This is a genomic window from Flavobacterium cheongpyeongense (assembly GCF_003202435.1).
Lineage (GTDB): Bacteria > Bacteroidota > Bacteroidia > Flavobacteriales > Flavobacteriaceae > Flavobacterium > Flavobacterium cheongpyeongense.
In genome coordinates this window covers 1-26,770 of sequence record NZ_QJHK01000010.1, presented here as the reverse complement: position 1 = coordinate 26,770, position 26,770 = coordinate 1, and the positions used below count along the sequence as shown (strand labels likewise).

The window sequence follows — 26,770 nt, the reverse complement described above, 5'->3', positions numbered from 1 at the left end:
GATACAACATGTCAGAATTAGTAACTAAAGAACTTCATGTATGCATGGGGCTTAATTCATGCAAAAATGCGGGATATTCAGGAAATAATGATTGTGCAGGCCAAGGCGATTGCTCAACAGCAGTTGGTCATCCCTGCCACACCTTAAATGCCTGTAAAGGGCAGGGAGGCTGTGGGATTTTTGGAACGACTGAAGAACTTTGCCATCCCGGCGAAAATGATTGTCGCTATCAGGGCAGCTGCGGTGTGCCTATTTTGTCTTCCCGTTTTATGGCACAAGGCCCTAACAAAGGACTTAGTGTTTGGCAATTGGCAAGAATACGCTTTGAAGAAAAAAGAATAAAAAACGGAGAATCCTTTGGTGAAGCTCCGCAGCAATACGGGCCAAGCGATGAGTACGTAAATTCCATTCGCGGCACCTCAGGCGTAGATTATTCTTCTTGCGGACAAAGCGGTTCAAGATCTTGTTCCTACATCAGCAACCCTGCTGAAAGAAAAATTGCGGCAGCGGAAAGAGTTTTGAAGATGGAGGAAGAAAGCGCTAAAAAACTACCGGAGAGTCTTTCAAATTGTCAACCCAAAAATAATGGACACTAGACTTGGATTACCCAATTTAGGATTGGGATTAGGACTCAGAAGCCAGCATTTTGAACATATCCTGGAAAAGAACCCTGCCGTAGATTGGTTTGAGGTAATTTCTGAGAATTTTATGGATTCGCACGGACGTCCAAGATATATTTTACAACAAATAGCAGAAAAATATCCCGTGGTCATGCACGGGGTATCGCTTTCTATAGGAAGCACTGATCCCTTAAATTTTGATTATCTAAAGAGTTTAAAACAACTGGCAGCTGAGGTTCAGCCAGCCTGGATTAGCGATCACTTATGCTGGACAGGAGTTTTAACCACCAATTCGCACGATTTATTGCCGCTTCCGTTAAACGAAGATTCATTAAAACATGTTTGTAACCGAATTAGACAAGTTCAGGATTATTTAGAACGACCGCTGATTGTAGAAAACCCAAGTACCTACGCAGCCTTCAATAATTCGACACTTCCGGAATGGGAGTTTTTGCGAATCATGACTGAAGAAACCGGCTGTGGATTGCTTCTGGATGTAAACAATGTATATGTGTCTTCTTTTAATAATGATTTTGATCCTGTAGAATACATTAACGGAATTCCGCATAATAAAGTAGTTCAAATGCATTTGGCAGGCCATCAAAATTGTGGCAATTACATTATTGATACACACGATAGGGAAGTAAACAGTCAGGTTTGGAAATTGTTTCAACAGGCTTATCAATTGGCAGATCAGGCCTCAATTTTACTAGAATGGGATGGAAACATTCCGGCTTTTGATGTGTATCATTCTGAATTACTGAAATCAAAACAATATATGGATGCAGCATTTGTTGGGGTTGAAAAAGAAGTTTTCTCTATTGATAAAGAGCAGGTTTCAAACCCATTGAATTTATTTGCTGTAGACAAATTTTTATAGACTCCAAAGATGCAGAAAACGGTAAAAATACCATTAAAAGACTTTCAGCAATGGATGCAGCAGCTTTTGCTCGATCCTTATCAGCAAACAGGAGTGAACCCTGATGATTTGCTTTCGAATGCAGAAAATGCAGCTTCTATTGAAGATGTAATTTGCCATTCAGAAAAACTTACGGCTCAGGAACATCTGGCCATTTACCAAAGGAGTTATATTGCCCGATTGCGAAATTGTATGTCACAGCAGTTTAGTGCATTGGAATATGCTTTAGGTGAAGCAATTTTTTGTGCTTTCGCTGATGACTATTTGGCTTCAAACCCCTCAAATAATTACAATTTATCTTTTTTGGGAGCTCATTTTGCAGACTATCTGGAAAACAACAGGCCCGATGCCAATGAAGATATCAAAGAAGACTGGATTGATTTTATGATTGAACTGGCCCGTTTTGAATATGCGATTGGTGTTCTTTTTGAAGAGAAGGCAGAAGAAAATTACCAGCTGGCAGCAATCGATACATCCGAAGAGCAACTAAAGTTGGTACCTGTATTTGCTTTATTTAAGTTTCAGTTTCCGGTCCGAAAGTATTATCATGAATTCAAAAACGGTAAAAATCCCGCTCTGCCTTTTGGAAAAGAAAGTTATTGTGTGGTGTTAAGGCACAAATTTAAACTGTCCATTTACGATCTGCACAAAGAGCAGTATGATTTTCTGTGTTTTTTAAAAGAGAATAAGAACATGATTGAAACAAAAGAATGGTTTAATAGCCATTATAAAGAGAATACAGTCCAGTTCGAACAGGTATGGAGCAGTTGGAAAGAACGCTGGCTGGATGCTCATTTTTTTAGAGTGTAACGAGATTTTATGACCTAAATCCTAAAATGGACAGAAAATAAAAAAGCAGTATTTTTGAAGAATGCTGCTTTTCTCTATTATTTAGCTTTGTAAATCGAAAATTATAAATACTAGATTTATGAAAAATAAACTAGAATAGGAAATTCTAAACTGGCTTCAAATTCAACCTTTGAAACCACAAAGATCAAATTTACCTATAGAACAACATACGGATCGGGTGTTTATTTTTCTGTGATCGCTGGGGTTCGAGCTGATTTTAAGGAGCTCAAAATTTGCTTATATTATTATCCCGAATATTTCCCGAATATGGCCTATGCCAAATCACAAGTATTTTCTTTAAAGGATCATTTCTAGGCTGAATTCACAAGAGAGCTGAACATTCAATACCTAGGTGACATCCTAAAAAGTGTATCAATCGAAGTGCCCCCATGTATCTCCAAACGTTTTCAATCATTTCTTTGATGAATTCGGTCTACTAGCACTTTAGATTGAACAAGAATTTACTTTAAAAGTTCCTAATTAATTTCCATTAAAATCATTATAAATAGTGATTTTTATACGCTCTAGCTCTGTTACATTTGAAATCAAATAATTAAAAAAGCAAGCATGGGAGCAAATAAAATAAGCTTTGATTTAGCAAAAGAAACTTTTAATTTTTCTGAAATCCCGAATCTATCCGAAATAGAAGAACTACATTTCGATAATTATAGCAACAAAATTGAAATCCCATTAGCCATAAATGATTATCCAAACATTACTAAACTAAGTTTTCATGGAAAATCTAAAGAAGATTTGTTTGAAACTCCATCTCATTTAGAACAACTCATTCATATTAGAGATTTAACGCTTTGGAAATATTGTGACTTATCCAAATTAAAACCAATGCCTCAGCTTGAAGAGTTATATGTTGCGGTGAAAAATGTAGAAACAGATACAAAACAACTAATTACCTTGTTCCCCAATTTGAAAAAAATCACAGTTTGGGGTAACTTCTTGGAAAAACAACTATTACCTATCGATATCGGGAATCTTCATGCATTGGAATCCTTGCGTTTAATCGAATGTGGGTTGAGTATTCTACCTGATTCTATTGTAAATCTAAAACAGCTTCAAGAGTTAGAATTAATAGGACTTCCTCTGAAGTCTTTTCCGGAGGTTATTACCCGACTAGAAAACTTGGAGAATTTAAAAATTAGGGGTTCCTCATTAAAATTACCCAACAGCCTCAGCAATTTAACAAAACTTAAAAAACTGGATTTAAACGGCGCTCTCAACCAAGGAGAAACACGTGATTCCCAATATTTAAAACCTATACCTAGTGTTATTGGAGCGCTTGAAAATTTAGAAGAATTAAACTTGGGCTCTTGCAAGGTTTTTGACATTAGCCCTATTACACCACTTAAAAAATTAAAAAAACTTAACTTACGATATTCTGTTTTAACAAACTGTGCTGGGTTTTCCAGCTTTACCCAGTTAGAAGATTTGGACCTGTCAATGAGTTACGACTTAGTGGACTTGGAAGCACTGAAAGGTTTACCCATAAAAAAATTAGAACTCCTTTTTAGTCCCATCAAATCAATTGAAATCATCTCCACTTTAAAGTCGTTAGAAGCTTTAGACATCGAAAGTTGTAAACATATCAATGATTTTAGTGCTGTTTACAACCATCCAACCCTCAAAGCACTAGAAGCAGAACACGAAATTTTAGAAAACTGGGAAAAAAGGGGTGAAATTAGAGAATTACCACCGATAAAAACTATTCTGGGACAATTAGAAACAGATACACTTCCAAATTTCGAAGAAGCTATTTCTTATCTAGCCAAACTAGTAAACGTAAATTATAGAACGAAACAAAACCCTCTAGCAGACTATTTTAACCTAGAAATTGATGAAGATGAAATTACCGAAATTCCAATTTTAGAAAATGCCATTCTGAAACACATAAAAAGTCTTTCCGAGAAAACACTAATTTCCATTTTTGAAATGACTTTTAAATCAGTAATCTACGATAATTACAATGCTTCTTTGATTGTTTTAGAAGAAATTATTAAAAGGAAAAATGTTGCAACACAAGAAAAGATTGTGAAACAATTTTATGATGCATCCAAATTTTATGATGCTGGACACCGCTCATGGAGTTCAACAGTTCACGATCAATTAATAGATGATTTATTTCCTCAATTTACATCTGAGGCGTTGTACCAACTTTTGAAAAAAGCATCCACAGACATGCTAAACAGCGAAGGTGGAGACCAAATGGAAGATCTTTTTATTCCGGCTTTTCAAAACACAACCGATTTAAATCTGCAGACGAAAGTACTAGAAGTATTTTTTAAATATGAAGAAAAAGCAAAAACCTATTACGGAAAAGAATATTTTAATCACTTATTGCAGCAAATAAGAAATATAGTGTCACCTGAATTAGAAAAAATAATTGCCGAAAAAAAAGAAGAGAACAAAGAACAAGAAGACCTAATACTATCCTTAAAAAACTTAACCGAAGATAATCTTCCCGAAATAATTAAAATATTAGGCAGTAAAATTACTCAAAAATTAGAGGATGAATATCTTTATGAAATTGTAAAAGCCTGCAAAAAAAATAATATTAATAAAGAAGCCGTTAACCAATTAATAGTTTTTCTTATTAAGAAAAAAGAAAATTCCTATTTAGCTGAATTGCTTCAATCTAAATATCACAAAAAAAATCCTGAAAAAATTATTTCAATACTAAGTCAATCATTAACTGATAATTCATTTGACGAAAATGAAGCTTACAATTTGGCACGAATGATTATTACAGATTTAGTTCCTAATAAAGAGGTATCGTTTGATGATTTGGAAATCTATAGAAATTTTATAGTTTCAAAATGTAACATTTCTATAGATACCATTTATGACAATGAAGTACAAAGATTATTATCTGTTTTTTTCAATTCCATTCCTACTAGTCCTTTTGATAAGCATATTTATATACTAGAAAAAGTAAAAGAAATTTTTAGTAAAACCGAAGCTAAATTTTCATACAGTAATTTATATTATGATGTTTACTACTTAGTAAAAGATGCTGAAAATGAGCAATGTAGAATTATTTTTAATTATTTATCTCCCAGAATAAAAAATTATTCTAGTGAAAATGTTTTGTATCTAAATGTTATTGCTGCAATTAAATTAAATGACACTATTTTTTTTGATGCTGTTTTAAAAAAGGTACAAAAACTAGAAGAGATTAGTCAGGTTTTATTAGCTTTCAATCTTTCCTGTGGTTTTGCACATTTTGGAAGAAAAGAAGAAATGTTACATTATATCAAGGAATCCACTAGATTAGGAAAAAACAAACAACAATTTTTAGATGATACTGATTTTGAAAAATACTGGAACGATGGGGATTTTTTAAAAGCTATTGACGAGGAATAAAAAACAAATTCATGTTAAGCCATTTATCTTCAAATTTGGTAGCATTATTAAATTGAATGGCTCAATTAAAATCACTATAAATAATGATTCTTAAAATTCTAAGGCTATTTACTTTTAAAATCAAAGAATTATAAAAACAAGATAGATAACTTGATAAAGAATAAGATTCGTATAATATTAATATAAATTTTGAGAAGCAATATGTTTTATAGTATGCAACAAGCAGGTAAGCCTAAACGTTGGCTTGATATTGACGACTACATATCGAAGGGCTATAAAAAAACTCCTAATAAGTGGTTTAGGGGTGAAGTCTTTACTGCCCCTGTGCCGTTCATGGATATAAAACTCCTTCATAATCATCCCGCAAATACCTCAATGTCTGACTTTCTAGCACCCTATATGAGTCAATGCGGATGCCATTTTTTTCGTGACGACCTTATCGCTGCTTTAGAAGCAGTCGGTGTAGATAACTTGCATAAGTATCCTGTCTCCATTACTGATCCAGATGACGGAAAGGTGTACAATAACTATAAAGCGGTCAACATTATTGGTGTTGTTTCAGCTGCAGATATGAAAAAATCCAAGTTTGAACTAGGCGATAGTACTCCCTTGATGGATGTCCCTTTTGATGACTTGATACTGAAAGAAAATGATATGAAGGGTTTACTTATGTTTAGACTAGCCGAAAGCTTAATCAGTATTTTGGTGCATGAACGTGTGAAGAATCATTTACTTGAAAAGGGATTTATTCATGGCGGTTTTAACGATCATATCGAGTTTTACAAACTAGAAGAAATTGCGTTTTTATAATATGCCTTTTTGATTCGATTATTTGAATTGGTGATCGTTGAAATTACACCAGAAATAGTACAAACTGAGGGTTTTAACAAATTACCAAGAAAATCACATTGCCATTTCGGTTTTAGCACTTTTGACGATGAGTTTCCTGAAGTTTTTTATACAATTTAATATTCTTACTATTTTCCATCACCAGATAACTCTCCATTTCCATTTAATGAAATTAAAAAGTAATCTTCCTATGAAAACCTCTACGAATACTGAACTATACAAACAATATGAAAGAATAGATAAAGGGTTATTTAAACAATTATGATTTATTAAAAAATATTGATAATAAAATAATTATGGAAGAAACAATTAGTAGAGCCATATTATCGGGAGATTTATTTTTTTTGAATTCCTATCTCAATCAAGGAGGAAATTTTAACAAAATGACTTTTAAATCACCTCAAGGATATGGTATTTCAGCAATTCAACTAGTAATTTTAGCCCAAATGAAATATAATGTATCTAAAGAAATTACTAAATTAATTATAGAAAATTCAAGCATAGAAGACCAAGCCTGTACTTTGTATTCATACTCTTCTGAGGATAAATACATTAAAGAAATGGAAATACTATTAAAAAATGAAGTTCCAGTAGACTTAATACATCAAAATCGTTCTGCTCTTCAGCTAGCAACAGGAAATGGTAACCCAAAGATGGTTCATCTTTTATTACTTTATGGTGCAAATCCAAACTTGGAAGGAGAATATGGAAGTGCATTAGATTTAGCTAAAGAAAGATATTACGATCCTTCTTTTCAGCTAATGATGGAATCTTTTTTGCTTGGCAAACCAAAATCTCCTTTTGATTTTGTAGAAAAAGAAGAAATAATTGCACAAATCAACACATGGATTAATGCTTTAATTGGTTTTGGAAAAAAGCATAATCACGAAAATTTTTATGTTTTAGCCATAGATTCAAGTATGTTAAAGGCAAACTCGGAAGAAAAATTTCTTATTACGCTTAAAGAATACCAAACAAACAATCCTAAATACCATAATATTGAAAAAATTAATAACCTGAAATTCAATCCTGGTGATTTTTCATATGTTATTGAAAAAGAAAAAAATACTTTTTTCACAGACTATAGTAAAGAATTAGACTTGTCGTTTTTGATAAAGAAAAAAGATGATAATAGAACTGCTAAAAACTTACTATTTGAAGGCTTAGTAGTAAACCAAAACATTTTTCTAACTGAATTGCGAGTTACAAAAGATTTTAAAATCATAGCACCCAACCACATTTATTAATTATATCCCTTTTTTATATCTAACAAAATTATATTCTTATTTTTAAAATGTGATATTGTTGGTTCTATTTTCAGCTCTAGCTCTAAATCTTTTCGTGCTACTTCTTGCCAATATTTTGTTTTATCTTTGTTCTTTTTAGAAATAATTATCTGTTTAACAATCATTTGTATCATCCTCTAAATCCTCTGTCTGTAATAGCTATTATATTGTTTAGCAACCCTTTTATAAGTTTATCTTTGTTTAATTCCTTCGTATTCAACTATTTTTACATAATTATTAATCACTTGCTATGATAAAAGCAAAATTACCTCGCATTCTTTATTAATTTAATTGATCAACAAGCACTGTTTGAAATAGGACTTACGTATATTTGGATATAAGCATTCTCATTAGGAAACAAAAATAGTAGTGAAATATGGTGCATAAACAAAACGAAAACGACACCCTCTTTCTTAAAACAGGTGAAGGAAGAGTTTACAAATGCGGTACAATGACAGCTGTTTTTAAAGCAGACGAAAATGAAACCAAAAACAAATACAGTATTTCTGAATGGTGGCTTGAACCAAACTCAAATGGTCCAGGACCACACCAACACGAAGACAATGACGAAGTATTTTATGGTATTGAAGGTACCGCATCAGTTCTTGTTGGTGACAAATGGATTGATGTAAAAAAGGGAACTTTTTTAAGAATACCTGCTAAAACCGTTCACGACTTTGCTAACAGGACAAATAAGAAATGTGGACTTCTTAACTTTTTTATTCCTGGTGGATTTGAGAGAAATATGCCATCAATTGTAAAATGGTTTGGAGACAATCAACAATAAAAAACTGACAACTCATAATTAGGAACTGCTGCTCAACTAACCCAGTTCCCCGAAGTGTTCCTAATGAAACACCCGCTCTCCGAACTGTTCCTCATGAAGTATTCCATTCTAACGCTACGCAAAGTCTTTTTCAGACTTTGCGTAATTTAAAATCATGTTCCAATCCATAAAAGTGTCAAAAGTCTCCTGACTTTTAACAGGAAGGCGTTGGTTAGGGATGCGTTGAAAGAGTTGTAAAAAAACTAAAGTATTAACAAAGGTGTTGAATTCATAAGATGTTTAAGGAAAAGTCAGGAGACTTTTATTAGATTTACGGTTTTCAAGAACATTAAAAAAAAGACACAAAGTCTGAAGATTTTTGCGCGGCGGAGGTTTTGAGAAAAACTGCCGTTAGTCTTAATTTAAAATGACATTATTATGAAAATTTGTGCAGCCCAAACAAAACCTTTTAAAGGTGACATTGCAAAAAACATTCAGAATCATAAGAAACTTATAGAAATTGCAATTTCTAATAAAGCAGACATTATTATTTTTCCAGAGCTTTCTTTGACAGGTTATGAACCTGAATTAGCAGAGGAGTTATTAATATCACAAATAGAGGATAGCATACTAAATGATTTTCAAATTATAAGTGACAAAAGTAAAATAATTATTGGCGTTGGTATGCCAACAAAAAATGAAAAAGGAATTTGTATAAGTATGATAGTCTTTCAGCCGAATAAAAAAAGACAAATATATTCAAAGCAGTATCTACACCCAGGAGAAGAAAAATATTTTGTAAGCGGTCAAAACATTCTACCAATAGAACAAAAGAACAAAAAAATAGCGTTTGCGATTTGCTACGAAACTTCAATTTTTGAACATTCTGAGACAGCACATAAAAATGGAGCAGATATTTATATTGCAAGTGTTTTGAATTCTGTAAAAGGAGTAGACAAAGACATAAAAAGAATTTCAGAAATTGCAAAACAATATGCTATGATTTCATTGATGTCCAACTTGACAGGAAAGTCGGGCGAATACGATTGTGCAGGTAAGAGTTCAATTTGGAACAGACAAGGAGTTTTAATGGGACAATTAAATGGGAAAGACGAAGGTATAATCATAATTGACACTGAAAATCAAGAAATAATTAAAAAGTATTTATGACCTAAACTGCCACCAAAACAACTATCCTCCGCTAAGCAAAGTCTTAAGACTTATATCACCTCAGGCAAAAGTAAAAACAAATAAATGGACTGGATATAAGCCACTAAAAATGCAATACGATATTGAACAAATTAAGAGTAATACATCTGATTTTTTTCAAATCAATACAATCATCCATCAGGTTAAATCATGGTTAAGAAGTACATACTCTTGGATGCATGAGCAAAATATCCAAAGGTGTTTAGATGAGTATAGCTATCGATTAAACAGGTCAATACACAAGCAAACTATATTTAACAATCTGATTACAAGAATGATTAATCGACAATATAAAGAGCAACTTTCTTTCTTTTTGGGAATCTTGGTTCTTTAAAAAATAATAATATGGAGATAAACAGAATTCAATATGCTTCAGATCTGCATCTGGAGTTTATTAAAAACAAAGAATTCATGAGAGATAATCCCTTAATTCCAAACGGAGATATCTTAATTCTGGCTGGGGATATTGTACCTTTTTCGCTCATGGATAAACATCAGGATTTTTTTGATTTCTTATCCGATAATTTCCAAATGACATATTGGATTCCTGGAAATCATGAGTATTACTATTTTGACGCTCTTCTGAAAAAAGGAACTTTTTATGAAAAGATTAGAAATAATGTAATCCTTCTAAATAATTATGTTGTAGAATATGATAATTTAAAACTGGTTTTCTCGACTCTATGGTCCCACATTAGTCCGGGTTCCCGATTGAATATTGAAAGAGGGCTTAGTGATTTTCATGTTGTCAAATACGATGGAGACAGGTTTTCGGCAGATAATTACAATAAGCTGTATTTTGAGAATGTAGATTTTATTAGTAACGCCTTGGAAATAGTACATTCTAAAAAAGTTGTCGTTGCAACTCATCATGTTCCAACTTTTAAAAAATATCCGAAAATGTATAAAAAGAGCCTATTGAATGAAGCTTTTGCTGTTGAGCTTTCAGAGCTTATTGAGAGGTTCGACCCAATGTGCTGGATTTATGGACACAGCCATTATAATACTAAAGATTTTAAAATTGGAAATACAAATGTGGTAACAAACCAGCTTGGGTATATTCAGAGAGGTGAAAATGAAAGATTTGCCGCTGATAAGGTTTTTATTGTTTAAAATTTAAGATAGGAATTTTTTTTTTACTAATGGTTTCGAATTTAGATTTGATGTTTTTCTTTTAGTTGTCGTTCTGTGAGTTAATGCCGTTCTCTTTAAAGCGATCATTAAGAACATTTAGTCTTTCTTTTAGCATATCATAGCTAAGTGTTGCGCCATAGAACATATTTTCTCTCATTTCTGTATAGTCCTGTCTCCATGCTTCATCCACTTCTGGAGGTGGAAGGAATGATAAAGTAGAATGGGTGTGTCTTTCATAAGATATGCCTCTCACTGCGGTGTATTTTTGCCTAAATTCTACAATGGTAAAAAATAGATTTTTATCCTTAACCGCAGAAATTCCGTATTCATTATCCATAACTTTTTCTAGATCATATAAATGTCTGGTCAGCCTGCTAAATCTGATTTTATCAACAGGCTTACTAAATTCTTCATGAAGCAGAAAAACTTTCTCAAGAAAAGTTCTGGATGCTAATACTACGTTTGCATTAAAAGCAGGGATATTAAAAGATTGTTCAGGGAATGTTTCATCAAGTATGGATGAAATGGGACGCATTTCAGAGGGCTCTCTTAGTGATCTGGCTCCGATTTCGATCAGAACTCTTTGAGGCAAGTAACCTGATCCATGATTAATTACAGGCTTGTATATTAGTTCAATTGAGTGCGGGTCGCTTGTGTCATCGATATTTTCATCAGTTTTGAGGCTGAAGAGAGTACTTAGTATCCCAATTTTTAAAAGTTGTGCTTCAAGTTCATTTTTGAAGTCAGCAATGATAAATTGCCCAGAAGCTTTGCGAAGTTTTTTGATCGCAGTTTTAGAAAGTTCTCCTGGGAATTTAAGGAAACTTCTATCTATAGCAAGATCAATATCCTCAGAGAATCGTTCAATTAAATTGTAAGCTTTACTTAATGAAGTTCCTCCTTTGAATATGAGATGATCTGAATATTGGGTGGTAAAAATTGCCAGCAGTGTCACAGTGACCCATCAGTCTTTTTCAACAGCGTAAGCAGGAAGCCCTTTTTGTGCTGCTGCTTCTGTAAATAAACCTGCTTTTTCTTCATCTGTTAATGAAATCCAATTTTTTATCATAGCTGCTGGTTTTCTGGTAATGCCGCTTTCATTATTGTTCGGATCCATTCAGGAGCTAATTTGATATCATGTCGCAGGCGTTCTATCTTTTCTTTTTTTAATATTTCAATTACTTTTAATATCTCGTCCTCATTAAGCTGGTCTTTTCCCAATGCCTTAAGGCCTTGAATTACCAGTCCGCTTATTTCTCCAATGGAGGCCAGATTTTTTGTTGCTGTTTTTTTTAAATGTAGCGATCTTTTTCCTATTGCTATTTTTCTGGCAACACCATCAGTAAGATATACAGCATTCATTGGTATCTGTGTAGAAAGTCCAAGAATGTTTAGAGAATATGCACCAGTAGGAATAATGCGTGCCCGATCTCGACGCGCTATTGCCTTTGCGATATTCTCAATTGAAGGAGTTATTGTGATTCCAAGGGTTTTGTTTATTTCGGGCCTTGTATAAATACCTCTGGAAACTCTCATGATTTCTTTTTTTTCAGTAAGTCGTTCTAAGGATTTACTGATTGTTTTTGCACTTCCGAAACGAAGAAAATCGTCAGTAAAAAACACAGACCCCCTCTTGGCTTTTTTTATACGTTCAATTACTTTATATTCAGTGCTTTCTGTCATTTTTTAAGTGCTACTTTGTCGCAAATATAGTAAATATTTGCGACAAATATATTAATTTTATGTTCTTATGGAATGGAGTGATTTTTTTGTAGAATGTACCTTGTAATTTGCTTTAAGGAGGAAAGTTAAATGTACGGGATTTTTAAGTCGGATGGTAAAATTTACGATAGTTCTTCATCACAAAGACGAAGTCTTTGTGATGAAGAACTATCAGTCTCTAAATGGATACATGAGACGCTTATTGCTTACTTAATTTGGAAAAAGCGTTATTGTTTAAGCAATAAGCGTCTCATGTATCCATTTAGGCAAAGTTAGTCTTTTTTTTTTGAGAAAGTCAAGAGTTTGGAGATGTTTTGTTTGGGTTAAACGGTTGATTGTTAGTTTTTTGTTTTGCAGTAAGCCCTGTGAAATGTTGTAAAGGCAAGTTATATTTACTTTGAAATAGAGATCATAAATTTGATGTTTCTGCACTTTCTTAATTTTAAGATTCTTTTTCTATGTGAATTTAAAATTAATAATTCAGAGTGCTAGAAGTAATTAACTAAATGGCATCGAAATTTTGTTTTTCTACCTATGTTTCTACCCATTATAATTGTAAGTTTCTTACCAGTTAGTAAGACGGGCTTTAAATTTTCTTCAATTATGATATAATTGTTAATTATGTTATCTACCTATCTTTCTACCCACCTTTCAAATTTAGAGCGTTTTAATTTAAGACATCAAAACTGGAAAGTATATTTATTTTTAGCTAGCTTATATTAAGTTAAATCATCTTCATTTTTTTGTAGTGTTCACTAAACGTGAACCATTTAAAAACGTGAACAGATAAAAAAAATGGAATATGTTTTACCAAATCGACAAAACAGCGGTCTCATTCCGATTTGAACCATAATTCTCATTTGTTGGCATTAAATGGTATGGTTAGTAATTTTTCAGCTGTGCCACGATTCTGCGACAAAATATATAAAGTGCAATTTGTGGCGCACTACACTCTATTCCCGATACGCCACGAATGTGCCACAAAACTGCATATTATTAATCGGCAAAGAGTATAAAAGATAAAACCCTGCAGATCTAAAGATTTGCAGGGTTTTCCGTTAATTTTAGCCTTTTTGTAAACTTTGAGAAGTCTCTTTTTTAGCTTTCAGCGGAGGAAGAGGGATTCGAACCCCCGGACCTGTTACAGTCAACAGTTTTCAAGACTGCCGCATTCGACCGCTCTGCCATTCCTCCAGTAAGACGCAATCATTTTCTCATTGCGGGTGCAAATATAGAATGTTTTTTTTATTTCGAAAATTTTTTTAAACTATTTATAAAAAAAATGATATAATACATGAATTAGAAAGCGGCCTTAAGCAAAATTTTAGCAGTAATATGCTATTTAAATACAATTTTAATTGCAATTAAAACTTAGTACTTTGATGTTATTTCTTAAGGATTGTGTAGAAACATTATCAGGTAAATCCTTGATGTTAGAGAGCGACTTGCTGCTTAATTTACATTTTTTCTCCAAAGAAAGTGCTTTCTGAGAATCACTTTGAGAAAACTTGAAAAGAAATTCTTCTAGAATCATTGACTTATACAAGGTTTGAGAATATTTAAATCTGTTGTTGGCATTATTCAGCCCATTTTCAAAATACTTTTCTGAGAGTAAAAAATAATAAGAACAATTGTCATATATTTTACTCAATTCGCTATATTTAGTTGTAGCTGATCCAGCCTGGGCAAATCCAAAAAGCTGTACTGCGAAATTTGAGGTGACTTCACCAATCACCGCCTGCATATTTTCTTTAACATAATAATCTACATCGAGAATAATATCACAGACTTTGATAAATCTTTTGACTTTTTCATCTGCTAGAGAATAGTCGCCAAAGTATAAATTAGTTAAATAATACTGTGAGATGTAATTGCCGTAGCTGCCAAGGTAAGACGAGCCATATTGTTTGGCTTTTGTCTCAACAAGCGCTGTGCTCTTTTCCATATGATGGTAAGCGCTGTCTTTTTCTTTAGTAACGGTGTAAACTCTTCCTATCTGCTGTTCAAGCTGAGGGATAAAATCCTCATAAGCGAACCTATTTATGCTGCTTGCAGTTTTAATTTCGGTTAGTAATTTTTTATTGTGGGCTAGCGCTTCTTCGGATTTTCCTAATTTGAGAAGAAGCTCATTGGTTCTGTAAAAACAATCTGCAGCTTTTTGTTTATCAAACTGTATCATGTTAATATTTTGCGCATAATAATCGTAAGCTTGCAGCAAGAACTTTTCAGCTTCAATGAAATTGTTTTGTAATCCATAAATGTATCCTTTATCTGAATTTATCCAAGCTTGATGGATTAAAAATTCTTTTGGATTTTCCTGGACAAATGGTTTTAGTTTTTCGTTAATGATATTTAGGCCTTCCATTGTTTCTGGAACTTTATTTTGGATCGCATAATATGCAAACAATGCTGTATAAAGCTGTTCATATGCATAAAGGAATATTTTGCTGTTTAGTGAAATTTTAGGTTCTATTATGGAAATGGCCTGTTTTAAAGCATCGATGCCACGTTCAGGGGTTTCCGAGTAAAAATATACTTGATTTAAATTGTAATATACAGAACTCAAGTCAATAGCAAAACTATCCGGGTCGTTTTTATAAGAATCCTTTAAAAATAGAAGGGCGGTATTATAGCACTCTACAGCTTGGCTGATTTCATTAAGCATGGCGTGCCCTTGTCCTTTTTGGCGTATGAATGCTGTTTTTTTGTATAGATCCGAATGTGAAGGTACAGGTATTCTGCTGATCTCATCAATAGCTTTTTGTGAGTAAGAGATGGCTGTCTTGATATTTTCAGCATTAAAATCTCTGGTAGAGTAGTTAAAAGCAATATTAGAATAAATTTGTGATTTGGCGGATATAAGGGAATTGTCTGATAATGTCTCCATGCTGTCAAGTAGTGCGATGGCTTTAAAATACATGTTGTTTGATTTTACTCTGTCTACAACATAATAGGACAAACCAAGGTAATTATAGATTTCAACTTTTAGCCGATTATCTTCAATAGAAAGGTCTGCTTTCTCGAGAAAATTAATTGCACTAACATAATTATGAATATAATCAACAAGAAATTTGCCGTATTCAAAAAAATTTTGGCCGCTTGGAGCTAATGTAACCCCGATAGTAAATGATTTGTCCGCCTCAGTAAGTATTGTATCAATTTTGGAATGATCTAATTTAAGGAGAAGAATTTTTGCTTTTAGCATATTTGATTCTCCTGTAGCTTTGTCGCTGCCACCCTGTTTTTCTAGTTCTTTTAATGTTTTTTCATAATCACCTTCTTTAAAAAATACATACGCTCTTTTATATACTTCCGAAGGAGTCTTTTTTAGTTCACTTTCAATAAATTGGTATTTTTTAATGTAATCCTTAATAATGATATCTTTCTTTTTTAAGTTAGTATTGATATTGTCCAGTTTTTCATTTTGGCTATCAATCAATTCTGATTTAATTTTTAGCTCATTTATTAAGTTAATGGTTAGACCTTCGGGTAAATCATAAGTAATTATTTGTTGTACAACATAGGAAACCGTTGCGTAGTCTCCAATAATAACAGGACTATTATCACCGCTTGTTCCAAACGATTTTGGAAAAGTAAAAGTTAGATCCGAGTAGTGTATCTTGGTGCCAATTATTTTTTCCACCGCTGAAAAATTGCCTTCGTCTAAGTTTTTCTCAGCCATCTTTTTCGTATTGCCGTCACTTATCTTGTCAATCTTTAATTTTAGCTCGGAATATTTTTTAAACCATACTGATAAGGCTTTGTTAATTGAAGATTGATTTGGTGTAATTGTTTTATTCGAGAAAATTAGTCCAGCCAAGTAAGGAGTCAAGTTAGCCGGCAATTTTTGATTAATCACTTGCTTTTTTATATATTCGACTTTAGCCTTAGCTCCTTTGATTACAGGTGAGTTATTGCCTTTTGAGGTCTGAGCATTTATTTGCGTAACGAGCATCAAAAAGAATATAACTTTTTTCATAATTTAATTTTTTACGGTATCTTTTACATTTTTAGTGCTATCAGATGATTTTTCTGTTGTGTTGTAGTTTATCGTTGTATCGTCCCCAATCAAAACTGGGCTATTTTTGCCATGCGTTTCAATCTTAGTTTTGTTAAATTTTATATATGTGGGGATTATAAGGAGGATAATCAGACCAGTAAACAGAAGAATGCCTAATCTTAGAAGTTTCATGTTAATTTCGAATTTCTTCATTTTCTGTTGCATATCCATTTTGATGATTTTAAAGCCGTTCTCTTGATTTAAATCCGGCAATTTATATGAAGGTAACACCTCAAGCATCGCTGTAGCAAGATTAGCCTTGTTTTTTGTATTTGCCATTGAAATTATTGAGGATATCTTCTTCATTCGCAGTGAATTATTGTAGGCTAAAAAGCCAAGGAATGCAGAGAAAATAAAGGAGCATAGTCCAAGAATTGTTTCTACTTTATAATTTTGCGCTAAAAATTCAAAAAAGGTCATAAAAATTGTCTTTTAGGTTTAACAAGTTATTTTATTAGCTCTGCATTAGGCACTTCTAAAACAAAACTTCGTTTATGGTTTTTTAAAGTAATACAATATTAATCAGGAATTGTGCATATGCATTCTTGTACCAAAGTCATATTTTCGACTTCCTTTATAATGCATTGTTAAAGATATGTATTGGGAATTATTAATAGATACGTATTTATACTTGTTTTTCTTAAAAAAAGGTGTGTTCTTTTTGATCAATTTGCTGAAAATGAATTCCGTTAGGGGTTGAACTTGTAAGGGTTTCATTTTCTGAATATCTATAGATTCTATCACTATAATTTATGTTTTAATCTTCGTCTTGTTTTTGATTAGCAATATATATAAAGGGGGATTAAATTGGACTTCAGGGTTGTTGAGACCGATGGAAATTTCAAGATGACTAATTATTCATAAAGATTATGGGTAGTCCGGAAAGTTCGCTGGAGAAACATTCTAGTACGGAACTTCAGACTACACAACATAAAGATAACTTGGTGAATTTCCTAAAAAAAAGAAATATTGAGTGGGTAGCGGTTGTGGTAATACATGTTTCGAACCTAAATCTTGTAGATCCTTATTTCGCTGGATTTTAAATTTTCAAATGCAATGTGACATGATTCTGCCACAAACTTAAGCAAAATAAAAACTGTATAATTCGTCTTAGCTTTTTGTGGCAGAAAGATGTCAATACCATTTTACCTTATATTGTAATATCAGGTTTTGAATTTTTCTATAATTCTCCAATCAGTATTATTGATAAAATTTGGGATCTTGATCATTCATTAAAAGATCATGTTATTAAAGAAGACTGCTGTAGCTTTCCTTTTCCAATTTAGTGTTTATAACATTTTGTCTTTTCACTACTGGTGCCGTAGCCGTTACAGGCGTTGCAGGCGTAATAGTATCCCCCGTTACCTGTGCATTTATAACACTGCATCCAGCCTGATGCATTGCAGTAACTGCAGCCTTGGCTGCTATAAATACCATTACCGACATGAGTTGAAACACTTCCCGCGCCTCCACAATAGCCACATCGCGTAGAAGACCTGCCGCTTCCAGCGCAATCAGAGCAGTTTCCATAAAACTGCTTTCTTCCCCTGCAGCTTCCGCATGTTATTTTTTTATAGTAATAACCGCTTCCGCTGCATAGAGAGCAATTCTTGATTTCCATTTTCTTTTCACTAAAAGATTGGGCAATAGTGCTGCTCTTGGATTCAGCATCGCTAAGCATTTCAAGGGCGACTGAATAATATTCGGCATTTTTCCCAGAAGTATTAAGATATTTTGTCAAAGCAATGATTGAACGCGTATAGCTGGAAGATTTGTAAAAGCATTTGCCCAGGAAATAATAAAATGTAACCGGTGGTGAAACTTTTAAGGCCTGAATCCTATTGAAGGAAACGATTGCTTCTTTATAGGATCCGGCATCCATTAATTTTTTAGCTTCCAAAAGATATTTATCAGCAAGAACGTCAGTGCTTAATGCAGAATTAATGACCTGTTTCTCACCTTCAATGTATTGTCCGGCAAATGTAACATCTCCATTGGCAGTGTATTGTGTTCCAAGCCCGTGTCTTTTGCCGTACCTGAATTCACCTTCATAACAGCTTCCTGAATCGGACTTTGAAATACCATACCCGTGATACTGTCCGTCTTTCCATTCACCTTCGTATTTAGCACCGCTTGTCCAAGTATATGTGCCTTTGCCGCTCCTTTTACTGTTAGAAAAATATCCTTGGTATTTACCCCCGCTGTAATTCTGCTCTCCGTACCCATCTTCACAATTTCCGGTTGTACATTGCGAGGATATAATATTTGAAAAACCAAGCATCAATAGTAATAGTAAAGTATTTCTCATATTTAATCTTTTAAAATGTCCCAATTAATTTCACTGTCTGCGGCCTGCGGTTTAGCGCTGCTGCCATTCATTTTTCCCATCATTTCAAGCATTTTCATATTCTCAAGGGCATTTTTAAATTGAACTGAAAGCTCTTCTGATGATGAGGAGTTATGGTACTGGCCTTTTGTAGTTTGTGCGATGGACTTTAACTGGCTCTGTGCAGTTGAATTATTATCAAGACCAAGTCCTATGGTTTCATGCCTGAAAATAATTTCTTTTTTGGCCAGGGAGGCTAAAACACTTTCTAAATTTCCGCAGTCGTCATTGCCATCAGCCAGTAAGATTATCATTTGTGTTACAGAAGCCAGCGATTTATTTGAAGCCATATAAGAATTTGCTCTGCTTAAGGCACTGGCAAGCGGGGTGCCGCCATTGGCTGTGAGGCGTTTAATAGTCTCTGTTAAATTTTTCAGATTAGTTGAAAAACCATTAGCAGTGTGGATAGGATTGCTACATTTACCCTCAAAAGCTAAGATGGCAACTTCAGTGTTTTTATTTTTTAATGCTATTTCTACAGCTTCTTGTGCTGCTTTCTTTGCCTGGGTCAACTTGTCGCCACTCATGCTCCCCGATACATCTATAAGAATCAGTAGGGATGTATTAACATTGTCGTTTTTGGTTTTCAGTTTTGTTTCGTCCAGTGTAATTGTAATCTCTTTATTAGGCGAACTCAACGGATCTTCGGTGCCATAAAAAATCTTTCTCAGCTGTCGTATTGGGTTTTCCGGCGGAAGATACACTTTATTGTTTGATGTTGACGGGATCCCTAATAGAACACAGCCCCTTGCATGGTATGGTTTATTTCCCGTATGAAAAAGCAGGTCTCTTCTATTATCCACATTACCGACTTCCAAAAGAAAATCACCTTCGGTGGCCAGTTTTCCAAGATTGCTACTGACGAAATTTCTCCCGGAATAATACCTGATTATGCCTTTATAAGTCCCCTTTTCAATTCGCAGCACTTCATTTTCGTAGGCAGGACCCAAATATTCACCATTAGCATAAATTTTCCCGACTATTAGTCCGTCCCTTATAGTCAGCCGTTCTATTTTTATATTAATATTCTGAGCCTTAAGCGTGACTGTAATTGCAGCATAGAGGATAAAAAAAATAATATAGAGATATTTCATAACTTAAATCTGTAGATTAATAATGAAAAATAAAAGCTTATTATTGATTTTTTATCTGATAAGAAACTGTAACAACGCCGTATCACATAAATTTGCAGGTGCTTGGTTTATTGTAATTATAATAGGTTAAAAGTCGTTAAAAATTTTCAATCGGAAGCACGTAGAAATACCCTGTTTTAATAAAAGAGCAAGCATTATTATTTTAATAGTTGGTTTTTGGGCGGTCTTTCTGACCAAATTAGATAAAGAAGGAATCTTCGAAACTTTTGAAGCTGTTGTTTATACGCCTTTTTTCGGAATATCTGATGAGGGAAGTATTAGATTCAAGTGAGATTTTAAATTGTGGATAGGTAATGTATAAGCTTATTTATTAAGAATGGCCTCATTTACAAGCCCTTGTAATTGTATTGTTCATGAAGTCGATCCGACAGGGATAAAACTAGACTTCAGGGATGCCGACATCAATGGAAATTTCAAGATGACTAATTATTAATAAAGAATATGGTTAGTCTTTAAGTTTCGCTGGAGAAACATTCTAGTGCGGAACTTCAGACTCCGCAACATAAGGATCACAAACAAACCATTTTTCGCATCGGTAGAACAGCTAGCTAAACATTTAGTTTGTACGAACAACAAACGGCCTATTTTTTAATAATTTACATATTCTCCGAATTTTGAGGAGGGATGCTCTGCCATTCGAACTCAAATAATGTCCTGCTTTGTAAATGCTGGGGTTTTACTTTTATCTTGAATGTGCCATGATTCTGCCACAAAAAATGAAATAAAAAAGTCTAAACTTTTTTTAACCTAGAAAGTCCAAATATTAAAGCTTGTAATAATTGCAGATATTTCGTATTTTTGAGCAAAGTTGAATTATGAATAATAGAAGAAGACATATTAGTGCAAGAACCAAAAGTAGAAAAGCAATATTATCTTCTAAGGAAGATAGTGCATTGTTAGATTCTGCAAAAATTGCATCATCTAAGGCTGTCAGAAGTTCTATGGCGTTAGGTATCACAATAAAAGTTATTCGTGATCATGAAATTATTGCTGTCAATCCTGATAGATCTTTTAAGGTTGTAAGAAAAATTGCAAAGCCTTCTATTGATTTATCATCATTGAGAAAAGGAATGATTTTAGAAAGAAAGTAATATGTCTCAAGCAAGATTACGGATATTTGCAGGACCAAATGGTTCGGGAAAAAGTACTCTCTTTGATTCTTTTTCCAAAAAATACAATTCTGGGGTATTTCTTAATGCTGATTTAATTGAAAAGGAATTGGCAAATAATGGATATATTGACTTAAGTGAATTTAATTTAAATCTTACTCAAAATGATTTAAATAAATTTTTAACCACTGAGAGAGCTATTTCTTTAATGAAAAAATCTTTAGAAGATAATCATAAAATGGATTTTTCTTTAAAAGAAAATGTAATAGTTGATGCAAAAAAAGAAACGCATAGTTACGAAGGAGCTCTTATAAGTGCATTTTTAAGACATCATTTACAAGAAAGCAAAATTGATTTTTGTTTTGAGACAGTAATGAGTCACCCTTCTAAAATTGAAGAAATAAGGGAAGCAAAACAAAAAGGCTACAAGACATACTTATATTTTATTTGTATAGATGATCCTGAGGTAAATGTTTCGCGAGTTGAAAATAGAGTAATTAAAGGCGGTCATAATGTTTCGCCTGAAAAAATTTCAAGCCGTTACTTTAATACATTAAACAATCTTATGCCAATGATTGAAAATGTAGACAAATGTTATTTATTTGATAATTCAAGTGAAGAGTACAAATTAATTGCTAAAATTGCTGAAAATAAATTATCATTAGAAATAGACCCTTCTGAACTTCCTAACTGGTTTATCGAGTATGTTCTTAAGTACTACATTTAGTATTTTTGATGATTACCTTGATTTTTTTTCAAATTTAGAATCTAAGTAACTTTCTAGAATCCTTTTCTATATTTTAATTGTGCAAGTGGCGCTTGCATAATTATAGATAAATTTTTTACAAGAATTTTTCTTATCTATTCCGTAATTAGTGTAATTAAGCGAGTACACTAAATAAGAAACAAGATAAAATAAATTGTGCCGACATTGTCGGCACAAACTTTAAAACTGTTTGGGATCAAAAAAAATAAATTGAGTCCGTATTGCGGACTCAATTATATAAAAACCTCATATTTTTTTTATTGCTACAACAAGTTTTACATCGATTCGCACCTAAACTCAGCTCTCCTTGATTTTACTGAATTTACTTTATCAAAAATCATGTGCCACGATTCTGCCACAAGACTGGAAATACTTAGAAGATCATATATGTCTTTTTTTTCTAATTTAAATGCAGTATTAACTTGTCGTCTTAAAAAAGACAGAAACTCCGTATATATACAGATATTATTTTTAGGGCAGTAATTTTCATAAATGAAACACTAAATTTTGTAATTATTTAAATATTTGAAATTATTTACTGTTAAAGCGGTAAATATATCATAAAACATATGTTTTAAATATTTATAAGATGAAAATTAAGTATATTTACCGCTTAAACAGTAATTATGATTAATTTTAATTTAGGAAAGTTAATTAAAGAACATCGCAAAGCTGCTGGACTGACGCAGCTCCAATTAGCAGATTTAGCAGGTATCGGCAAAACAACTGTGTTTGATATTGAAAAGAATAAAACATCTGTAAGATGGGACAGTGTAATCGCAGTCTTGAATATTTTGAATATTGATATTCAATTCATAAGTCCATTAAAAAAATAAGAGATGAGAAAAGCAGTAGTTTATGTTCACGGTACGAGAGCGGGTGAACTTATGGAAGAAAAAAGCGGAAGATATTTATTTATCTATGATGATGATTATTCTTCAGAGCCAGTGTCCTTAACGATGCCTTCTTCCCACAAAAAATATTCATTTCTGGATTTTCCGCCGTTTTTTGAAGGGCTGTTACCGGAGGGTATAATGCTTGAAGGCCTTTTAAAAATAAATAAAATAGATAAGAAAGATTATTTTTCACAGCTTATGGCTGTAGGAAATGATCTGGTAGGGGCAGTAACGGTTAAAGCTAAAAGCGATGAATAGATGTCCGATTATTTATAAAACTTGTGGAGGAGATCTGTATAGCATAGAAGGCTTGAAATTATTATCTTCTAAATTGCTCTCATTAGAAACGCTTCCTTTTTCTGCATCAGAACTACGTCAGGAAGCAGTAAATAGAGCAACTAAGTTATCAATTCAGGGCGTTCAGCCTAAATTAAGCGCCGTATTATCGATTAAAAACCAGCAATTTGAAATTGTAGATCAGTACGGTAATTTTATTATCAAACCGCAGAGCGATATATTTCCTGAATTACCCGAAAATGAAGATCTTACTATGCGAATGGCTAAGGTTTATGGAATTGAGGTACCGCTTCACGGACTGATATATTCTAAAGATAATTCGAAATCTTATTTCATAAAAAGGTTTGACCGGTATGGTAAAGGCAGGAAATATGCCACTGAAGATTTTGCACAGCTAACAGGGAGTTCCAGAGATACTAAATATAATTTTACTATGGAGAAAATTGTAAAAGTGATAGAGGACTTTTGTACATTTCCTTCAATTGAAAAAGCAGAGTTTTTTAAGAGAATCCTATTCTGTTTTATCACTGGTAATGAAGACATGCATCTCAAAAACTTTTCCTTGATAACAAAATCAGGAAAAACAACTCTAACACCTGCTTATGATTTCCTGAATTCGTCTATTGCTATTAAAAATCCGCAGGAAGAAATGGCTCTTAAATTAAAAGGGAAAAAAAGCAATTTTAAAGCGGGTGATTTTATTGATTATTTTGGAAAAGAAAGATTAGGGTTAAATGATAAAATTATCGATAGCGTTTTAAAATCAATGTTTGAGAAGACAACGAAATGGAATGAATTAATTGAGATTTCTTTTTTGTCTGAAGCAATGAAAGAAAAGTATTTTAAATTGATGAAAGAACGATTGGCGAGGTTTTAGTTATTGATATTTTTGAATTTTGTATTGATTTAATTTTTAGTCCAATTTCTCATATTAGATTAGTTATTAGTTTTGCATAAAAAAATAGTAAAATCAAACGTGCTTTAATTAGTATATCTGGTGTTACAATTAGTAAACATAAATGGGACTTGTTATTTCCGAGCTGTCTTTTTTTTAACTGCTTTGGGAAGGCAGTTTTTATAATTTAAAAGGAAGGTCAAATTATGATTATCATGGACTAAAATTGTAAGAGAGGTTGTGAATTCATAATTTGGTCGTGCAAAAAATGCTATAATAAAATGTCTATTCAATGGTCCCTTATTTAACTTTCTGATTGAATATTTTAAGTCTATTATTGTTGCTTTTTTATGCTATAATCGGAAAAAATCCGATTATCTGTGAAATTTTTAGCAATAAATAAACTAGCCTTAATCTAAAATTGAAAAAAAAGGGACACGCTCTATTGTGACCTGGTTCATTTTTATGCCCCAGATCATTAGCTATTAGTGCTGTATGTTAATTAGCTTTTAATGTTGTTCGAATATTAGCTTTTAGTGCTGTAAGAAATAAATCAATTTTCAGCTTAAGTAAAACAACAAATAGTAACTACGGATACGCAATGTGTTTTCAAAAAAAATAAAAGAATGAGCTTAGAAGAAATTGAAGAGCATCTAAAGGTGATTTTTCATTTTGTGCAGTTTGCCAATACACTTTCTTAATCATTGCTCCTTAGAAGCCTTTCAGATAACCTGCTGTATCTGTAGTTCCATCTGGTGTGATGTGGAATTCTTTTTTTTGTTTTCGGCAATATAGAACTCTCTTTTTTCTTCATTATCAATAGATAGCAGGAGCTTATATTGTGTCCAGCTAAATTTTGTCCGCACTGCGGACACAATTGGAAATGTTATGTAAAATTTTCGATACCACTTTAATTAGCAGTATGAAATCTGGTTCAGTATTGATGCTGCTCTTCTTCTGCAAGATATTTAATCAAGTAAACACCGCGTCATCGGCTTTATCTTTTCTCTGCCATTCAATTGGGAAATACAAACGTGTTTAAATTAGTATATTCGGTTGTGTTAAAATTAGTAAACCGGATAAGTTTTAAAAACTAAAAAGAATATGTGTCCATGCCAATTGCGTCCGCACTGCGGACGCAATTGGAAATATACTGCAAAGCTTTTGATATCTTTCAACTTGTTTTTTTGCTCTAAATGGATTGAAGTTCTTCAAGACTCTTCAGATTCAGAAGTCTTGTGGTAAGCGAATGTCACCTAAACTTGGATTTAAGTTTCTCCATATCTTCCATTATATTCCTATCCAAAACTTTTGCATAATGTTGTGTCTGTTTAGTGTTGGTGTGTCCCATCATGGCTGACACGTTTTCGAGTCTTACTCCATTCCCTAAAGTGACAGTGGTGGCAAAGGTATGTCTGGCAACATACCATGTAAGATGTTTGTCTATGCCGCAGACATCAGCAATTTCCTTAAGATAAGCATTCATTTTCTGATTGGAAATTTTAGGAATAAGGCCTTTTTGTTGGTTTTTGTATTTCGAAATAATTTTGTCAACGGTAGGTAGTAACGGGACATTGGCTCTAATGGCAGTTTTTGCCCTGCTGGTCATGATCCATAAATTTCCAGTGGAATCGTCGGATAAGTTTCTTTCAGTCAGTTCCAAAGCATCGACAGGTGCATATCGTTATTGGAAGAATAATGACGCTTTTTTCTTCTGAAATATTCTTATCTATGAAATTCGATGATATTAATTATAAACAAACAGGTATAAATACGTGGTGGTTGGTTTTCTTGATTCAATATATTTGACTTTTTCAGTTATTAAAAATTTTAAAATATGGATTTCCGTAATGAGAGAAAAAAAATAAAAATCATTTTTGCTTTTTTGTTGAGAAATTTTAGTATTAATATTCAGATGTGTTCGCAATAAATTAAAGATTTTAGAATAAAAATAAAATTATATGAATACGAGATTAGATCAATTATATTCTTTAAGAAGGAACTTTACAATTATAGGGTTAACAGGAAGAACTGGTAGTGGCTGCTCTGACTTGGCAGAAATACTTTCCATGAAATTTACTGAAATTGAGAATATAAGATTACCAAGTGATATTGATGAATCTGTATTTCAAAAAAAATATGCAATAGCATATAATTTTGCTAAAGAGAATTGGAAAGAGTATAAGGTTATTGAATATAAAAAAGTTCTGTTACTAATGCTGCTACCAAAACTTTATATGAATCCCTCGAATACATTGCTTTTCGATTTTTTTAGATATAGATTAAAAGATGAAACATCAAAAGATCAAATTTTAAAAATTAAAGAACAGATTCGAGATTTAATAATAGATAACATTGTTGTCCGATAAAAAAGAAGCCAAATTAATGGCTTCTTAAAAAACATCGTAATTTAGAGTTGCAAAATTCAAATAACGATGGGTAAAAATAAGTATTTTTCGACTAAATCTGTTTTCGGAC

The 26,770-nt window shown here is 32.8% G+C and carries 23 protein-coding genes, 1 tRNA gene and 2 pseudogenes; 16 read left to right on the top strand and 10 right to left on the bottom strand.

Annotated features, from left to right (window positions below; all coding sequences use genetic code 11):
- Window positions 1–8: 8 nt before the first annotated feature.
- The 6 genes from DMB65_RS12305 to DMB65_RS12280 all read left to right on the top strand — a co-directional run bounded on the left by DMB65_RS12305 (window position 9) and on the right by DMB65_RS12280 (window position 7,859).
- Window positions 9–596 (top strand): hypothetical protein, encoded by a 588-nt coding sequence (locus tag DMB65_RS12305; protein WP_110306946.1) that lies wholly within the window; start codon window positions 9–11, stop codon window positions 594–596.
- Window positions 586–1,500, top strand: a complete 915-nt coding sequence (gene bufB / locus DMB65_RS12300) for an MNIO family bufferin maturase (RefSeq protein WP_110306945.1) — start codon at window positions 586–588, stop codon at window positions 1,498–1,500. The genes DMB65_RS12305 and bufB overlap by 11 nt, the downstream gene beginning before the upstream one ends.
- Before the next feature lie 9 nt (window positions 1,501–1,509).
- On the top strand, window positions 1,510–2,349 hold the full coding sequence (locus tag DMB65_RS12295) for an HvfC/BufC N-terminal domain-containing protein (RefSeq protein ID WP_110306944.1): 840 nt from the start codon (window positions 1,510–1,512) through the stop codon (window positions 2,347–2,349).
- Window positions 2,350–2,955: 606 nt separating this feature from the next.
- Window positions 2,956–5,763: a leucine-rich repeat domain-containing protein gene (locus tag DMB65_RS12290; RefSeq protein WP_110306943.1), complete on the top strand. Its 2,808-nt coding sequence runs from the start codon at window positions 2,956–2,958 to the stop codon at window positions 5,761–5,763.
- Between the two features lie 213 nt (window positions 5,764–5,976).
- The gene (locus DMB65_RS12285) at window positions 5,977–6,573 is read left to right on the top strand and encodes a hypothetical protein (RefSeq protein WP_230470660.1); all 597 of its coding nucleotides are present in this window, start codon (window positions 5,977–5,979) and stop codon (window positions 6,571–6,573) included.
- A 335-nt stretch (window positions 6,574–6,908) separates the two neighbouring features.
- Complete coding sequence (locus DMB65_RS12280; protein ID WP_110306941.1) at window positions 6,909–7,859, top strand: ankyrin repeat domain-containing protein; 951 nt, start codon at window positions 6,909–6,911, stop codon at window positions 7,857–7,859.
- Here the strand turns inward: DMB65_RS12280 and DMB65_RS22140 are convergent.
- A complete protein-coding gene (locus tag DMB65_RS22140) occupies window positions 7,856–8,023 on the bottom strand; it encodes a hypothetical protein (protein ID WP_165834929.1) in 168 nt (55 codons plus the stop codon). The two genes, DMB65_RS12280 and DMB65_RS22140, sit on opposite strands and share 4 nt — an antisense overlap.
- A gap of 251 nt (window positions 8,024–8,274) precedes the next feature.
- Between DMB65_RS22140 and DMB65_RS12275 the strand changes: the two genes are divergently transcribed.
- The 4 genes and pseudogenes from DMB65_RS12275 (at window position 8,275) to DMB65_RS12260 (ending at window position 10,986) form a co-directional block, all read left to right on the top strand.
- On the top strand, window positions 8,275–8,685 hold the full coding sequence (locus DMB65_RS12275) for a cupin domain-containing protein (protein WP_110306940.1): 411 nt from the start codon (window positions 8,275–8,277) through the stop codon (window positions 8,683–8,685).
- A gap of 417 nt (window positions 8,686–9,102) precedes the next feature.
- Complete coding sequence (locus DMB65_RS12270) at window positions 9,103–9,834, top strand: carbon-nitrogen hydrolase family protein (protein ID WP_110306939.1); 732 nt, start codon at window positions 9,103–9,105, stop codon at window positions 9,832–9,834.
- Between the two features lie 52 nt (window positions 9,835–9,886).
- A pseudogene (locus DMB65_RS12265) lies at window positions 9,887–10,207 on the top strand (IS1595 family transposase); the annotation flags it as partial.
- Window positions 10,208–10,218: 11 nt separating this feature from the next.
- Window positions 10,219–10,986 (top strand): metallophosphoesterase, encoded by a 768-nt coding sequence (locus tag DMB65_RS12260; protein WP_110306938.1) that lies wholly within the window; start codon window positions 10,219–10,221, stop codon window positions 10,984–10,986.
- 61 nt (window positions 10,987–11,047) lie between these two features.
- Here DMB65_RS12260 and DMB65_RS12255 read toward each other — a convergent pair whose 3' ends face one another.
- From DMB65_RS12255 to DMB65_RS12225, 7 genes are all read right to left on the bottom strand, one after another.
- On the bottom strand, window positions 11,048–11,962 hold the full coding sequence (locus DMB65_RS12255; RefSeq protein WP_230470659.1) for a nucleotidyl transferase AbiEii/AbiGii toxin family protein: 915 nt from the start codon (window positions 11,960–11,962) through the stop codon (window positions 11,048–11,050).
- A gap of 110 nt (window positions 11,963–12,072) precedes the next feature.
- A complete protein-coding gene (locus tag DMB65_RS12250) occupies window positions 12,073–12,690 on the bottom strand; it encodes a DUF6088 family protein (protein WP_110306937.1) in 618 nt (205 codons plus the stop codon).
- Between the two features lie 1,148 nt (window positions 12,691–13,838).
- Window positions 13,839–13,923, bottom strand: a tRNA-Ser gene (locus DMB65_RS12245).
- Between the two features lie 160 nt (window positions 13,924–14,083).
- Entirely contained in the window at window positions 14,084–16,708 is a 2,625-nt protein-coding gene (locus DMB65_RS12240; RefSeq protein ID WP_123955340.1) for a hypothetical protein, read from the bottom strand.
- A 3-nt stretch (window positions 16,709–16,711) separates the two neighbouring features.
- Complete coding sequence (locus DMB65_RS12235; RefSeq protein WP_110306935.1) at window positions 16,712–17,209, bottom strand: hypothetical protein; 498 nt, start codon at window positions 17,207–17,209, stop codon at window positions 16,712–16,714.
- Window positions 17,210–18,071: 862 nt separating this feature from the next.
- Window positions 18,072–19,097, bottom strand: a complete 1,026-nt coding sequence (locus DMB65_RS12230; RefSeq protein ID WP_110306934.1) for a hypothetical protein — start codon at window positions 19,095–19,097, stop codon at window positions 18,072–18,074.
- Window positions 19,098–19,099: 2 nt separating this feature from the next.
- Complete coding sequence (locus DMB65_RS12225; protein WP_110306933.1) at window positions 19,100–20,269, bottom strand: DUF5675 family protein; 1,170 nt, start codon at window positions 20,267–20,269, stop codon at window positions 19,100–19,102.
- Window positions 20,270–21,144: 875 nt separating this feature from the next.
- Between DMB65_RS12225 and DMB65_RS12220 the strand changes: the two genes are divergently transcribed.
- From DMB65_RS12220 to DMB65_RS12200, 5 genes are all read left to right on the top strand, one after another.
- A complete protein-coding gene (locus tag DMB65_RS12220) occupies window positions 21,145–21,420 on the top strand; it encodes a hypothetical protein (protein WP_110306932.1) in 276 nt (91 codons plus the stop codon).
- Between the two features lies 1 nt (window position 21,421).
- Complete coding sequence (locus tag DMB65_RS12215) at window positions 21,422–22,165, top strand: zeta toxin family protein (protein ID WP_110306931.1); 744 nt, start codon at window positions 21,422–21,424, stop codon at window positions 22,163–22,165.
- A 665-nt stretch (window positions 22,166–22,830) separates the two neighbouring features.
- Window positions 22,831–23,040, top strand: a complete 210-nt coding sequence (locus tag DMB65_RS12210; RefSeq protein WP_110306930.1) for a helix-turn-helix domain-containing protein — start codon at window positions 22,831–22,833, stop codon at window positions 23,038–23,040.
- Window positions 23,041–23,043: 3 nt separating this feature from the next.
- The gene (locus DMB65_RS12205) at window positions 23,044–23,358 is read left to right on the top strand and encodes a HipA N-terminal domain-containing protein (protein ID WP_110306929.1); all 315 of its coding nucleotides are present in this window, start codon (window positions 23,044–23,046) and stop codon (window positions 23,356–23,358) included.
- Complete coding sequence (locus DMB65_RS12200; RefSeq protein WP_110306928.1) at window positions 23,351–24,274, top strand: HipA domain-containing protein; 924 nt, start codon at window positions 23,351–23,353, stop codon at window positions 24,272–24,274. The genes DMB65_RS12205 and DMB65_RS12200 overlap by 8 nt, the downstream gene beginning before the upstream one ends.
- A 740-nt stretch (window positions 24,275–25,014) precedes the next feature.
- Here the strand turns inward: DMB65_RS12200 and DMB65_RS22690 are convergent.
- Together DMB65_RS22690 and DMB65_RS12190 are read right to left on the bottom strand one after the other, a co-directional pair.
- Window positions 25,015–25,191 (bottom strand): annotated as a pseudogene (locus tag DMB65_RS22690) (DUF1016 N-terminal domain-containing protein); the annotation flags it as partial.
- Between the two features lie 353 nt (window positions 25,192–25,544).
- Complete coding sequence (locus DMB65_RS12190) at window positions 25,545–25,901, bottom strand: site-specific integrase (protein WP_230470658.1); 357 nt, start codon at window positions 25,899–25,901, stop codon at window positions 25,545–25,547.
- A gap of 352 nt (window positions 25,902–26,253) precedes the next feature.
- On the opposite strand from DMB65_RS12190, the gene DMB65_RS12180 reads away from it, so the two are divergent.
- Window positions 26,254–26,661 (top strand): hypothetical protein, encoded by a 408-nt coding sequence (locus DMB65_RS12180; RefSeq protein ID WP_110306925.1) that lies wholly within the window; start codon window positions 26,254–26,256, stop codon window positions 26,659–26,661.
- Window positions 26,662–26,770: the final 109 nt, after the last annotated feature.